Source organism: Herbaspirillum sp. VT-16-41 (genome assembly GCF_001994935.1).
Lineage (GTDB): Bacteria > Pseudomonadota > Gammaproteobacteria > Burkholderiales > Burkholderiaceae_D > Herbaspirillum > Herbaspirillum frisingense.
Genome location: NZ_MUXB01000151.1, coordinates 41062 through 54512, shown reverse-complemented (window position 1 = coordinate 54512; position 13451 = coordinate 41062). Strand labels below are relative to the sequence as shown.

Annotated in this window: 15 protein-coding genes; 10 read left to right on the top strand and 5 right to left on the bottom strand. The window is 62.3% G+C overall.

Annotation, left to right across the window (positions count from 1 at the left end; all coding sequences use genetic code 11):
- Positions 1-61: 61 nt before the first annotated feature.
- The 5 genes from BTM36_RS29855 to BTM36_RS23945 all read left to right on the top strand — a co-directional run bounded on the left by BTM36_RS29855 (position 62) and on the right by BTM36_RS23945 (position 2334).
- Complete coding sequence (locus BTM36_RS29855; protein WP_077238240.1) at positions 62-520, top strand: EndoU domain-containing protein; 459 nt, start codon at positions 62-64, stop codon at positions 518-520.
- Between the two features lie 22 nt (positions 521-542).
- Positions 543-950, top strand: a complete 408-nt coding sequence (locus tag BTM36_RS23960; protein ID WP_077238239.1) for a hypothetical protein — start codon at positions 543-545, stop codon at positions 948-950.
- A gap of 50 nt (positions 951-1000) precedes the next feature.
- Complete coding sequence (locus BTM36_RS23955) at positions 1001-1291, top strand: hypothetical protein (RefSeq protein WP_174616910.1); 291 nt, start codon at positions 1001-1003, stop codon at positions 1289-1291.
- Positions 1292-1355: 64 nt separating this feature from the next.
- Positions 1356-1775, top strand: a complete 420-nt coding sequence (locus tag BTM36_RS23950) for an SMI1/KNR4 family protein (protein WP_077238238.1) — start codon at positions 1356-1358, stop codon at positions 1773-1775.
- A 322-nt stretch (positions 1776-2097) separates the two neighbouring features.
- A complete protein-coding gene (locus BTM36_RS23945; RefSeq protein ID WP_139347265.1) occupies positions 2098-2334 on the top strand; it encodes a hypothetical protein in 237 nt (78 codons plus the stop codon).
- Positions 2335-2426: 92 nt separating this feature from the next.
- On the opposite strand, the gene BTM36_RS23940 is transcribed toward BTM36_RS23945, so the two are convergent.
- On the bottom strand, positions 2427-3299 hold the full coding sequence (locus BTM36_RS23940; RefSeq protein ID WP_077238236.1) for a DMT family transporter: 873 nt from the start codon (positions 3297-3299) through the stop codon (positions 2427-2429).
- Positions 3300-3416: 117 nt separating this feature from the next.
- Here BTM36_RS23940 and BTM36_RS23935 point away from each other — a divergent pair, with 117 nt between their 5' ends.
- Complete coding sequence (locus BTM36_RS23935; RefSeq protein ID WP_006464531.1) at positions 3417-4229, top strand: helix-turn-helix domain-containing protein; 813 nt, start codon at positions 3417-3419, stop codon at positions 4227-4229.
- Positions 4230-4343: 114 nt separating this feature from the next.
- Here BTM36_RS23935 and BTM36_RS23930 read toward each other — a convergent pair whose 3' ends face one another.
- Complete coding sequence (locus BTM36_RS23930; protein WP_077238235.1) at positions 4344-5645, bottom strand: D-amino acid dehydrogenase; 1302 nt, start codon at positions 5643-5645, stop codon at positions 4344-4346.
- Positions 5646-5797: 152 nt separating this feature from the next.
- Between BTM36_RS23930 and BTM36_RS23925 the strand changes: the two genes are divergently transcribed.
- From BTM36_RS23925 to BTM36_RS23915, 3 genes are all read left to right on the top strand, one after another.
- Positions 5798-6286, top strand: coding sequence for an Lrp/AsnC ligand binding domain-containing protein (locus BTM36_RS23925; protein WP_006464533.1), 489 nt, complete (start codon positions 5798-5800; stop codon positions 6284-6286).
- 184 nt (positions 6287-6470) lie between these two features.
- The gene (locus tag BTM36_RS23920) at positions 6471-8798 is read left to right on the top strand and encodes an FdhF/YdeP family oxidoreductase (protein WP_077238234.1); all 2328 of its coding nucleotides are present in this window, start codon (positions 6471-6473) and stop codon (positions 8796-8798) included.
- 6 nt (positions 8799-8804) lie between these two features.
- The gene (locus BTM36_RS23915) at positions 8805-9104 is read left to right on the top strand and encodes a helix-turn-helix domain-containing protein (protein ID WP_077238233.1); all 300 of its coding nucleotides are present in this window, start codon (positions 8805-8807) and stop codon (positions 9102-9104) included.
- Positions 9105-9157: 53 nt separating this feature from the next.
- Here BTM36_RS23915 and BTM36_RS23910 read toward each other — a convergent pair whose 3' ends face one another.
- Positions 9158-10597 (bottom strand): PLP-dependent aminotransferase family protein, encoded by a 1440-nt coding sequence (locus BTM36_RS23910; RefSeq protein ID WP_039876111.1) that lies wholly within the window; start codon positions 10595-10597, stop codon positions 9158-9160.
- Between the two features lie 69 nt (positions 10598-10666).
- On the opposite strand from BTM36_RS23910, the gene BTM36_RS23905 reads away from it, so the two are divergent.
- Complete coding sequence (locus BTM36_RS23905) at positions 10667-11338, top strand: glutathione S-transferase family protein (protein ID WP_077238232.1); 672 nt, start codon at positions 10667-10669, stop codon at positions 11336-11338.
- An 18-nt stretch (positions 11339-11356) separates the two neighbouring features.
- Here BTM36_RS23905 and BTM36_RS23900 read toward each other — a convergent pair whose 3' ends face one another.
- A complete protein-coding gene (locus BTM36_RS23900) occupies positions 11357-12664 on the bottom strand; it encodes an ATP-binding protein (RefSeq protein WP_254427082.1) in 1308 nt (435 codons plus the stop codon).
- Complete coding sequence (locus BTM36_RS23895) at positions 12661-13404, bottom strand: response regulator (RefSeq protein WP_077238230.1); 744 nt, start codon at positions 13402-13404, stop codon at positions 12661-12663. Before BTM36_RS23895 ends, BTM36_RS23900 begins: the two co-directional genes overlap by 4 nt.
- Between the last annotated feature and the right edge of the window lie 47 nt (positions 13405-13451).

Below are 13451 nucleotides of genomic sequence, written 5' to 3'. Positions count from 1 at the left end.
GACGCCGCAACAGTTTGCAGAGACTTTTTTAACCGCAGACTCCAAGTCGTTCTCGTACTAAATTGGGGAGCAGGTCAGTGGCAGTGCCGGAAGTTCACAGAGCGATGGAGAAAACAGTGCTAAAGAATCGCCAATTGATATTGATCACGCGATCGGTGCCGATTACAGTAAGGCAGGAAAGCCAACTGGGGGGCACAGTTTGGTTAATGGGGACGTGAGAATCGTTCCGGGAACAGAGTCTGCTCCTGATGCGTCGGGAGTGTACAAGGCAACTATTCAAGTGCCTGATCCGCAAAATCCGGGGCAATGGATTACAAAGACTAGCAATGGTTCTGAGAATTCAATGTTCCCAAAAAACTGGGATGCTGCGAGAATTCGGGATGAAGTTAATGCAGCCTGGAGTTCTGCTGAACGGAAAATCCTTCCTGATGGGAAATGGAGTGCGCGGACGCCATCAGGAGTGCAAGTCGAAGGATATGTGTCGCCTCGTACGACGGTCTATCCAGTATTTAAGAACTAGGAAAAATTGAGTAAGCCAAAAAATGAAACTTAGATTTTCTTATGTTGACGGCGGAGTTCATCCTAAGTTGGGGCAGGTATATTATTGGTGGCCCGAGGTCCTTCCAGAGGTGGGCTACGAGCGCTATGTTCGCTATCTTTCTGGAGTATTAAGCGCAGTTGCGCAGGTTCCTTCGCAGTGTGATCGGCTGCTCAAATATATCGATGATATTGAGGTCGGCATCGAATCAAAAATCGTAGGTGGTGGAAATGATGTTGAACTGACGTTTAGTAAAACTGGTGTGCAAGTTGATATTCTCATTAATGATGATTGGTGTGGTCAACTCGAGGGGCATTTCCAACTACATGAGTGGAAAGTGGCTTTAAAGGCTTGGCGTCAATTTTTGACGTTGCCGGAGTCATTGGAGACAGTCGTTGAGGTTGATATCTAAATCCTTTTCTGTATCGGCGGCGTAATCGCTATACACAGGTGGGTAGTGATGTGATGGCGCCCAAAGGCGATATCGACATTGCGGCCAAGTCGGTGGAAATCAAAGCCGCAGAGCAGGTCAGCAAGACCACCACCGAAGACAAGTACAAACAACGCGGCCTGACGGTGGCCGTGACCGGCCCCGCGATCTCGGCGATGCAGTCGGTGGACCAGATGGCGGACGCGGCCGGCAAGACCAAGGACGGCCGCATGAAGGCGCTGGCCGCAGCCAGTGCGCTGATGTCGGTCGATAGCGCCGTGGGCGGTTCACACACTGGGCGTGGCCCTGACCGGAATAAATAGAAGCGAATTTAATACTTGGCGAAGTAACTACTGGAAAAATAGAGCAAGTGACTTTAGGTGAAAAATGGACCGAAACTTGGTAAAGGCAATAGCGGATTTAGAAAAAGTGTCAGCGGGCGAGGTGATTAAAGTGCCTGCGCCCGATGATCGATTGATTGATGAGTATGAGAAAAAAACTGGATTTAAGTTTAACGACGATTATCGGTACTTCTTAAAGAAAGCCAGCATCATTTTTTATGGAAACATTGAGCCATTGATTTTAACGAAGGAGCTTAATGTAAGAGGAGAGTTATTGCAGGAAATCCGCGCCGCCCAACAGTTGGGAGTTCCTTTGGATTGGTTGCCAATATGTGAGGACAACGGAGATTATTACTGTCTTGACCAAGCTGGTCGGGTCAGATTCTGGAGTGGAAATGGCGTAAGTTTAGAAGCTTGGGAAACGCTTGCTGAGTGGATCATTGACGTATGGTTAGGTGCCAATTAATAAAGCCTTTGATTTATAACTGATAGATGGCGCGGTAAATCGGCGAAGCGGGGGTGCCGTCGATGCACACGATATCTTGGTGGTGACGGTCTCCTGCTATATCAACATCAGGGCTGGCGGAACCTCGGCTGACAACATGACACTGGTCGGGCAACGCGAGATAAGTGCGCGCACATCTGACTTGGCCAGAGACCATTGCTAAATACTCTTCTCAGTATTCGGGGGATGAACTATGGAAGAAAATAATTAATGCTGTTCAGAGATTCAATCCGGAAATAAATAAGAACTTGAATGTGATACTTCCAGCGAGAGAAAAATAGGCTTGATTTCAAATGAAGATAATTGGAACGATTTTCCTGGTTTGGCCGAGAAGCCATTAAGGTGGATCGAAAATCCGACCGACGTGAGGCTGATTCGGTTCGTTTTGGCATCGAATTCCGCTTGGGAGATTCGGCTGAACGACTTCCCGGAAGAACCGATGTATACGCTCATCGTGGAAGGTAAAGAAGTACTCAATTTTACTGAATGGCCAGATAAATGGGCTAAGGCTTCGCTGTAACTACCCACTAAAAGCCAGCTCACCCCAAACGGCAAAAACTCTACTCAATCGCACCAACACTCCCAAAGTCTCGTTCCCGCCCATCAACGGTTCTAGCTCCTTCTCTCCCCCCGCAACGCCATCCCCAACCCCGCCACGATCGCCACCGCCCCCACCATCATCGACACTGACAGCGGCTCCTGCAGCACCCAGGCCGAGGCTGCGACGCCGAAGAGTGGGGAGAGTGCATTGAGCATCAGCGCCCGCACCCCAAGCCGCGCTACCACCCAGTTGAACAAGGCCACGCTGAGGATGCTCACCAGCAGGCCGTGATAGGCGCTCTGCAGCGCCAGGGCGGGCAGGGGCTTGCTGAAGGTGGTTTCGCCCAGCCAGGGCAAGGCCACCAGCGTGCAGGCCAGCGACAGTACCTGCGTCAGCGCCACCGCATCCAGCGGGGCGATCCGCCAGTTGCGGTTCAGGACCAGGTACCAGGCCCACATCAGGGCCGATAGGACGAACATCAGGTCGCCGCGCCAGGCGCCTGCCGGGGCCAGGCCGCTGGCCAGGATGCCATTGAGGCCGACCAGCACCAGCCCGACCAGGAGCATGAGCACGCCCCAGGGCGAGATGCGCTCGTGCTGCCGGAAGACGAAGCGGCTGATCGCCATGCCGAACAGCGGGGTGAGCGCCGGATGGATCAGCGCGCCATGCGAGGCGGGGGCGTAGTTCACGCCGCCGACCAGCACCAGGCTGAACAAGGGGCCGGAGAGCAGGAATAGCACCGATCCGCGCCGCCAGCCCACGCCACAGGCGCCGATGAGCCCGCGGCGCCAGGCATAGGGCAGCATCAGCAGGCCGCTGGTGAGGTAGCGCACCAGGGTGGCGTCATAGGGTGTCAGCCCTTGCTGGTAGCCGTAGCGCGAGATCACGGGTTGGATGCCCCAGATCAGCGCGACCAGGATGCCGGAAAGAATGGGTGGGTTCATGTCGAAAGCCGGTTGGTTAAAGCCCTGCAGAAGTGAGCACAGTAGAGCAAAGGGGCTTTGACTGACTTTCGATCATTGGTCAATAATGTTTGAATCTGCGCCATCACCGGTTGACACATGCCCAAGCCCACGCCAGCTCCGCCGACCCTGCCCATCGACCGCGTGGGGGACATTGCGCGACCGGTGGTGGTGGCGGGTGCCGATTATCCCAGCGGTTCGCTGCAGCCCCTGCACAGTCATCGGCGGGCGCAGTTATTGTTCGGTCTGGCGGGCATGATGCAGGTGGTCACGCAGGATGGGGCCTGGGTGGTGCCGCCGCAGCACGCGGTGTGGATTCCGTCCGGGCGTGAGCACCTGAGCCGCATGCTGTTGCCGGTGACGACCTGCAGTGCCTTCGTGGAGCCCGAGCACGCGCCGCGTCAGGCGCAGACCTGCCAGGTGCTGGAGGTGCCGCCCCTGTTGCGTGAATTGCTGATCGAGGCGACCCGCATCGATCCGCTCTACGCGCCCAATAGCCGGGAAGAAGACCTGATGCGCCTGCTCCTGGCGGAGATCGGTCGTGCCCGCGAGATTCCGGTCCACGTGCCGCTGCCGCAGGAAGAAAAACTGGGCGCGCTGTGCCGCAGCTTCATGATGGCGCCGTCGATCCGCTCGCGTCCGGGGGAGTGGGCGGAGCAACTGCACACGAGCGAACGCAGTTTCAATCGCCGTTTCCTGGCGCAGACGGGGATGGGTTTCCAGCAGTGGCGTCTGCGGGCCTGCATCGTCAATGCGATCTCGCGGCTGGCGCTGGGGCATTCGGTGACGGTGATCGCCTATGACCTGGGCTATGAACGGCCGGCGGCGTTTTCCACGATGTTCAGGAAGATGACTGGGCATGTGCCGTCGGCCCATCCGGCAGCGCTGGGGGCGGTGCGTCGCAGCCGCTGAGCGGCGGCCATAAAAAAGGCCGGGGCATTTCGCTCCGGCCAACCATTCTGCGAGGGATGCAGAAGAGACTATCTGGGTGAGGACGCAGGGCGTGCGCCCTGTCCTTAGCCCGGATCAGGCACCTGCCAGGCGCGGGGCCTGCGCCCGGCCGCCCGTTTGCATGTAGCGCTCGACCGAGAGGTCTTCATGGGCGATGGCGGGACGGCGGCCGGAGATCAGGTCGGCCAGCAGTTGTCCCGAGCCGCAGGACATGGTCCAGCCCAGGGTACCGTGGCCGGTGTTGATGAACAGGTTCGAGACCGGGGTGGCGCCGACCACCGGCGTGCCGTCCGGGGTCATCGGGCGCAGGCCGGTCCAGAAGCTGGCCTGGCGGGTGTCGCCGGCGCCGGGGAAGAGGTCGTTGACCACCAGTTCCAGCGTGGCGCGGCGCTTGGCCTTGAGGGTAGTGTCATAGCCGACGATCTCGGCCATGCCGCCCACGCGGATGCGGTCGTCAAAGCGGGTGACGGCGATCTTGTAGGTTTCGTCCAGGATGGTCGAGACCGGGGCGGCGCTGGCGTCGGTGATGGGCACGGTGATCGAGTAACCCTTGAGCGGATAGACCGGAATGGCGGGCAGGCCCGGCACATCGGCGAGCAACTGCGGGGAGTAGGAACCCAGGGCGACCACGTAGCTGTCGGCCTGTACCAGTTCCTTGCCGCAGACGACGCCGGCGATCTTGCCGCCGGCCATGGCCAGCGCATCGATGGAGACGTCGTAGCGGAATTTCACGCCCAGCTGTTCGGCCATCTTGGCCAGGCGGGTGGTGAAGAGCTGGCAATCGCCGGTTTCGTCATTGGGCAGGCGCAGGCCGCCGGTGAGCTTGCCACGTACCTTGTCCAGCGCCGGTTCGGCGCCGCCCAGCTGGTCCGGGCGCAGCAGTTCGAAGGGAACACCGGCTTCCTTGAGCACGGCGATGTCCTTGGCGGCGCCATCCAGTTGTTCCTGGGTGCGGAACAGCTGCAGCGTGCCTTGCTCGCGGCCTTCGTAGGGGATGCCGACATCGGCGCGCAGCGCGCGCAGGCAGTCGCGGCTGTATTCGGCCAGGCGCACCATGCGTTCCTTGTTGACGGCATAGCTCTCGGCATTGCAGTTGCGCAGCATCTGCCACATCCAGCGCAGCTGGTTCAGTGTGCCGTCCGGGCGGATGGCCAGCGGGGCGTGTTCCTGGAACATCCACTTGATGGCCTTCAGCGGAATACCGGGTGCAGCCCAGGGCGAGGCGTAGCCGGGGGAGATCTGGCCGGCATTGCCGAAGGAGGTTTCCAGCGCGGCGCCGGGCTGGCGGTCCAGTACGGTCACGTCATGGCCGGCCCTGGCCAGATACCAGGCGCTGGTGACCCCGATGACACCGCTTCCAAGAATGACGACGCGCATGTTGATTCCCCGTTTTCAATGATGCCGCTACAAAAGGCTGCTGGATTAGAAGATTCAGCTATGATATGGGCGAATAAATAGTGTTTGTTCGCGTATTTATTGACGATTTCAGGAAGAAATAATTTAAATCGCGCTGAAACAGGAAAAATCCCATGAGAACCCAGCAGCAGTCCGTCCGTACCCTCGACAAGCTTGATCACCGCATCCTGGCGGTGCTGCAGAAGGATGGGCGCATTTCCATGAAGGAGCTGGGGGAGCAGGTCGGGCTGTCGGTCACGCCCTGCATTGAACGGGTCAGGCGCATGGAGCGCGATGGGGTCATCACCGGCTATTACGCGCGCGTCAATCCGGAGTCACTGGGGGCGACCTTGCTGGTGTTCGTGGAGATCACGCTGAACCACAAGTCGGGCAACATGTTCGAGCAGTTCCGGCGCGAGGTGCTGCGCATTCCCGAGGTGCAGGAATGCCACCTGGTCTCGGGCGATTTCGACTACCTGATCAAGGCCCGCATCCGGGGCATGGCCGAATACCGCAAGCTGCTGGGCGATATCCTGCTGCAGCTGCCGGGGGCGGCGCAGTCCAAGAGCTATGTGGTGATGGAGGAAATCAAGGAAACCCTGGCCTTGCCGCTGGACGACTGAGATGATCGGGCGCATGGCGTCGCCAGATAAAGGGGCGGGGGTGGGGCGGGGGCGCGAGGGATGGTTGAGCAGCTTGCTTGACCTGCACTGTACTTGAATCCGGCGTGCGTTCCTGTGCATTCCTGTTTGGTTTGGTGTGACCTAGACTTCACCTACACTGGACTCCACTCCGACCCGAGACATCATGCCTTCCAAACCAAGAATCGAGCAATACAATCAACCCGCAGGCGGCTGGGGCGCACTGAAATACGTGGCGCTGAACCTGGTCAAGGAACACGTGGCCGATGGCAAGGGGCTGCGCACCCTGTTGTCGCAGAACCAGCCGGACGGTTTCGATTGCCCCGGCTGTGCATGGCCGGACCGGGAGCATACCTCCACCTTCGAATTCTGCGAGAACGGCGTCAAGGCGGTGGCCGCCGAGGCGACCAAGAAGCGGGTGACGCCCGATTTCTTCGCCCAGCACACCGTGGCCGAGCTGATGCAGCAGTCGGACTATGAACTGGAAGAACACGGCCGCCTGACCCATCCCATGGTCTACGACGCCACCACCGACAAGTACCGCAAGATCGAGTGGAGTGCCGCCTTCGAACTGATCGGCCAGCATCTCAATGCCTTGCCCGATCCGAACATGGCCGACTTCTATGTCTCCGGCCGCGCCAGCAACGAGGCGGCTTTCCTGTTCCAGTTGTTCGTGCGCCAGTACGGCACCAACAATTTCCCCGACTGCTCCAACATGTGCCACGAGCCCACCAGCGTGGGCCTGCCGGTGACTGTCGGGGTCGGCAAGGGCACCGTGCTGCTGGAAGACTTCGACCACTGCGACACGCTGCTGCTGTTCGGCCAGAACCCGGCCACCAACCACCCGCGCATGATGGGCGAGCTGCGTCACGCCTCCAAGCGCGGCGCCACCATCGTGGCCATCAATCCGCTGAAGGAGCGCGGCCTGGAGCGCTTTGCCGATCCGCAAAGCAAGGTCGAGATGCTGACCATGGGCAGCACCCGGATCAGCTCCATGTTCATCCATCCCAAGCTGGGCGGTGACCTGGCACTGATCAAGGGCGTCATCAAGCGCACCATCGAGCTGGACGACGCTGCCCTGGCCGCAGGCACCGAGCGTGTGATCGATGTGGCCTTCATCGAGCAACATACCGCCGGCTTCGAGGCGTTCGCCGCCCAGGCGCGTGGCGAAAGCTGGGACGACATCGTCGAGGAATCCGGCGTCTCCCGTGACGACATCGAAAAGCTGGCCCAGGTCTACGTCAAGGGTAAGGCCGTCATCGCCACCTGGGGTATGGGCCTGACCCAGCACAAGCATGCAGTGGCCACCATCCAGCTGCTGTCGAACATGATGATGCTGCGCGGGAACATCGGCCGCCAGGGCGCTGGCCTGTGCCCGGTGCGTGGTCACTCCAACGTGCAGGGCGACCGCACCGTGGGTATCGACGAAAAGCCGACCCCGGCCTTCCTGGATCGCCTGGAACAGGTGTTCGGCTTCAAGGCGCCGCGTCACCACGGCAATGACACCGTCGGCTCGGTCATGGCCATGCTGGAAGGGCGCACCAAGGTCTTCATCGGCCTGGGCGGCAACTTCGCCATGGCCACGCCCGACACCCCGCGCACCTTCGAGGCCATGCGCTCCTGCAACCTGACGGTGCATATCACCACCAAGCTCAATCGCAGTCACCTGGTACATGGCCGTGACGCGCTGATCCTGCCGACCATGGGCCGCACCGAGATCGACATGCAGAAGTCCGGTCCGCAGGGTGTGACGGTGGAGGATTCGATGAGCATGGTGCACGTCTCCTATGGCATCAACAAGCCGGCTTCCGAGCAGCTGATGTCGGAAACCTCCATCGTGGCGCATATCGCGCAGGCCACCATGCAGTCGCGCAGCAACGGTCCGCAGATCGACTGGCTGTGGTACGCCGAGGATTATTCGCGCATCCGCGATGCGATCGAAAAGGTCTACGACGCCTTCAAGGGTTACAACGAACGCATCGCCAATCCGGGTGGCTTCCACCTGGGCGTGGCCTCGCGTGACCGGGTCTGGAAGACCAGCACCGGCAAGGCCAACTTCATGGTCCTCGACATCCCCAAGGACACGCCCATCCATCGTGCCCGGGCGATTCACGGCGAGAAGCTGCTGACCCTGATGACCACCCGTTCGCACGACCAGTACAACACCACCATCTATGGCATGGATGACCGTTATCGCGGTGTGTTCGGCCAGCGCCGGGTGGTGTTCATCAACCCGGCCGATCTGCAGATGCTGGGCTTGAAGGATGGCGAGTGGGTCGATATCACCAGCGTCTGGGACGATGGCGTGGAACGTCGCGCCGATGGTTTCCTGCTGGTGGCCTACGACATTCCTCGCGGTTGCATCGGCAGCTACTATCCCGAGACCAATCCGCTGGTGCCGCTGGAGAGCTTTGCCGACCAGGCTCGCACCCCAACCTCGAAGTCGATTCCGGTGCTGCTGTCGCGTTCGGCGGTGCAGCGCACGGCGGCGTAAGCAGAGATGGTGGACGTGGCAGACATGGCGGACTCGGCGGACCCGGACAGCGGCGACCTGCAGGAGCGGGCGCGGCAACTTGGGGTGCCGCCCGAGGTACTGCTCATCGTCGAAACCTTGCAGGCCGACGCCGAAGAGAAGGAGGGCGGCGCGCTGTCACTGGCGCGCCTGTCCAAGCGCACGCAACTGCGCATGAGTACCTTGCGGCGTCTGCTGTCGGCGCTGGAAGAGGCCGGCGTGGTGCAGGTAGCGATGAACGAGGACGGGACCGGCAGCGTCAGCTTGCTGGTGCCGCCGCCTCAGTAGGCGCTACCTGAGCGACCTAGGCGCCACCGCCGCCGTGAGCAGCCGCAGACAACTCAATCCGCCAGTTCCTGCACCAGCTTGCCCATCAGTTTGAGGGCCTGTTCGATCTCCCTCGACCAGTCATAGCTGTAGTTGAGCCGGATGAAATGGCTGTAGCGATTGGTGGCCGCAAAGATGCGCCCCGGCGCCACCGTGATGCCCAGTGCCAGACTGCGGCGATACAGCTCCATCGCATCCACCTGCGGCGGCAACTCCACCCACAGCACATAACCGCCTTCGGGCGCGGAGACCCGCGTGCCTTCGGGGAAGAAGCGCAGCACGAAGTGCCGCATCAATTCCCGCTGCTGGGCAAAGGCGCGGCGTACCCGACGCAGGTGGCGCTCGTAGCCGCCCTGGGTCAGGTATTCGGCGATGGCCCGTTGCGGGGCGGTAGGCGTGGCCAGGGTGTTGAGGAACTTGAGCTTTTCCACCTGATCGCGGTAGCGGCCGGGCATGGCCCAGCCGATGCGGTAGGCCGAGGTCAGGCTCTTGGAAAAGGACGAGCAGTGCAGCACCAGGCCGTCGCGGTCGTAGTTCTTCAGCGAGGAAGGATGGGCATTGCCGTAATAGAGTTCGCTGTAGACGGCGTTTTCGATCAGCGGCATCTGGTGCTGTTCGGCCAGGCGTACCAGCCTTTCCTTTTCGCTGTCCGGCATCTGGAATCCGAGTGGATTCTGGAAGTTGGGCATCACCATGCAGGCCGCCACGGCCTGCGTCTTCAGACATTCTTCCAGGGCCCCGACGTCCATCCCGCGCTCGGGATCGGTGGGAATTTCCAGCGCCCGCATGCCCAGTCGCTCGATGGCGTGCAGCATGGCGTAGAAGGTCGGGGTCTCGACCGCGATGGTGTCGCCCGGCTTGGCCACGGCTTGCAGGCAGAGGTTGATGGCCTCGGTCGCGCCGACGGTGATGACGATTTCCTCGGGGGCGACCTTGAGACCGTTTTCCAGGTAGCGCCGGGCGATCTGGCGCAGCAGTTCCGGATGGCCCGGCGGCAGGTCGTCGAACACGCTGGACTGGCTGGCATGGCGGGCGATCTTGCCGGCGTACTGCGCCAGCCGGTGCGAGGGGAAGAGCGCCGGGTTGGGGTAGGGCGACCCCAGCGGCACGGTGCCGTCCTGCTGGATGGTCCTGAGCGTAGCCAGGACCAGCCGGCTGACGTCGACCTCGGTCGATTCCTGCCAGGCCGGGTGATCCTCGCGCGAGGTCTTGGCCACGGGCATGGCCACGGTCTCGGCCTGCGCCCGCACGAAGTAGCCGGATTGCGGCTGGCTTTCGATGATGCCCTGGCTTTCCAGCAGTTCGTAGGCGCGTACCACGGTCGTGACGCTGACCTTGTGTTGCTGACTGGCAATGCGTACCGAGGCGATGCGCTCGCCCGGGCGCAGCACGCCGGCGCGGATCGAGGCCGCCAGCTGGTCGGCAAATTGTTTGTAGAGAGGCATGGCGGCCATGGAAGAGGGATGTGGGAGAGTGGTGTTAGAGTGCTAAGCCCGCATTCTACAAGGTACAAGGACGCCGCCATGATCACCGTGCATCACCTGAACAACTCCCGCTCCCAGCGCGTGCTGTGGCTGCTGGAAGAGCTGGGGCTGGATTACCAGATCAAGTTCTACCAGCGCAATCCCAAGACCATGCTGGCCCCGCCGGAACTGCTGGCGGTCCATCCCCTGGGCAAGTCGCCCGTCATCACCGATGGCGACCTGACGGTGGCCGAGTCGGGCAACATCATCGAATACCTGCTGGAACGCTACGGTGCCGACAGTGGCCTGCTACCGGCCGCCGGTACCGCCGAGCGCCTGCGCTATCGCTACTGGCTGCACTTCGCCGAGGGCTCGGCCATGCCCTGGCTGTTGCTGGGCCTGATCTTCGCCAAGATGCCCGGGGCCGTGCCGGTGCTGATCCGTCCGATCGCCAAGATGCTGGCGCAGGGCATGCGCAGCCGCGTGGTCGCGCCGCAGCAGGAGCGGCAGCTCAAGTTCATGGAAGCCGAACTGGGCAAGGACGGGTGGTTCGCCGGCGCGCAGTTCACGGGGGCGGACATCCAGATGAGTTTCCCGGTCGAGGGCCTGCGGGCGCGAGGTGGACTGGATGCGCGTTATCCCAGGCTGCTCCACTACCTGGAAGCCATCCACGCCCGGCCGGCCTACCAGCGGGCGCTGGAAAAGGGCGGGCCTTACGAGCTGTTGCGCTAGCCTTCGGCGCGGGAGATTTCAGGCCGGCAAGCTCACCTGGGCGCGCAGGCCACCGCCGCTGCGATTGCACAGCAGCAGGCGCCCGCCATGGGCCTCCACGCTGGAGCGGGCGATGGCCAGCCCGAGGCCGACATGGCTGTCGCGGCCCCGATGGCGGGCCGGGTCAAGGCGCACGAAGGGCTTGAAGACTTCCTCCAATTGCGCCTCGGCGATGCCGGGGCCGTCATCATCGACCAGGATCGTGAGCGCGCCATCTGACTGCGCCCTCAGCGACAGGCGCGCGCACTGGCCATAGCGCACTGCGTTGTCCACCAGGTTGCCCAGGGCGCGGCGCAGGTGGATCGGGCGGCAGCGATAGGGCTGGGAAGTCGCCTCTTCCAGCAGCACCTGGTGCCCCTGGGCCGACTGTTCCTCGGCGATCTCGCGCAATAGTGCCTGCAGATCGATCTGTTGAGTGGCTTCGGCGTGGGCGTCGTCGCGTGCAAAGTGCATCGTTTCTTCCACCATGACCCGCATCTCCTCGAGGGTGCGGATCATCGCCGTGCGCAGCGCGGCATCGTCCACCAGTTCGGCCCTTAGTCTCAGGGAGGTGATCGGCGTGCGCAGATCATGACTGATGGCGGCCAGCATGCGGGTGCGGTCTTCCACGAAGCGGCGCAGCCGTTGTTGCATCAGGTTGAAGGCGCTGGTGACGTCGCGCGCTTCCTGCGGGCCGGTGACCGGCAGGGCGTCGATCTGCTCACCCCGGCTGACCCGTTCGGCGGCCTGTGCCAGGGCCTTGATCGGGCGCAGGATGCGGCGCAGGAACAGCGCCACGATGACCAGCACCGGCAGCGTCGAGACCGGCACCGAGAAGCGTAGCGGGCGCTGCCAGCCCTGGGTGATCACCGGGAACTGCACGGTGTTGACCCAATGCCCATCTGGCGTGCGCAACGCCATGCGCAGCGTGGCCGGGCCTTCCGGGGATTCGTACAGGCTCACCCGCAGGGCATCGGCGGGCAGCGCCAGCAGGTCCTGCAGGCGCTGGCGCAGGATGTCTTGGTCGCGTCCTCGCTGGTGCTGGGCATCGATGTGCGGTTGCGGGTCCAGCGTATAGCGTCGGCTGTCCAGGCTGGCCTGGTGCAGCGCCGCCCGGGCCTGGGGCTTGGGCAGCAGGGCCAGGCGCCAGGCGATGGCGGCGTGTTCGGCCATCTGCTCGCGCGAGATCACGTGGATACGTTCGCCATTGCCCAATACCAACATCAGGCCGATGGCATGGGCCGCTACCAGACCGACCAGCAGCAGGGCCAGCAACTGGCCGGTCATGGTGCGCGGCCACAGTCTCATGAGACGGCGGGCTCTGCGCTGACCTGGGCCGCCAGCAGATAGCCGTTGCCCCATACCGTCTTGAGCAGGCTGGGGCGGCGCGGGTCGGGTTCGAGTTTCTTGCGCAGGCGGCTGACCTGGCTGTCGATGCTGCGATCGAAGGCCTGGGCTTCGGTGCCAGCGGTGAGGTCCAGCAGGCGGTCGCGCGAGAGCACGGTGTTGGGATGTTCCACCAGGACGCGCAACAGGCGGTATTCGACGCTGGAGAGGGTCACGCTGGCGCCGTCGCGGTCGCGCAGTTCGCGCTTGTCCACATCCAGGGTCCACGTATCGAAGAGGTAGCGCCGCACCGCCAGCGGCGCAGCGGGCAGCGCCGCGCCCGGCAGTTGGCGGGCGATGCGGCGCAGCACGCTGCGGATGCGGGCCAGCAATTCGCCGGGTTCGAAGGGCTTGATCAGGTAGTCGTCCGCACCAGTGTCCAGGCCGCGGATGCGGTCGTCGCTGGAGGCCATGGCCGTCAGCAGGATCACCGGCGTACCCAGTTGCTGGTCGATGTAGCGGCACAGCGAGAGGCCGTCCTCGCCCGGCATCATCACATCCAGCACCACCAGGTCGAAGCGCTGCCTGCCCAGCAGCGTGCGCGCCTGCGCGGCATCCAGGGCCATGCTCACCAGCAGGTCCTGGCGGCGCAGGTAGGCGGCCAGCGGTTCACAGATATCGGGATGATCGTCCACCACCAGGATGTGGCGTTGCACTTGCATGGTTGTTCCTTCTCCGGTGGCTTTGGCTGTCTGGCTTGCCACACTTT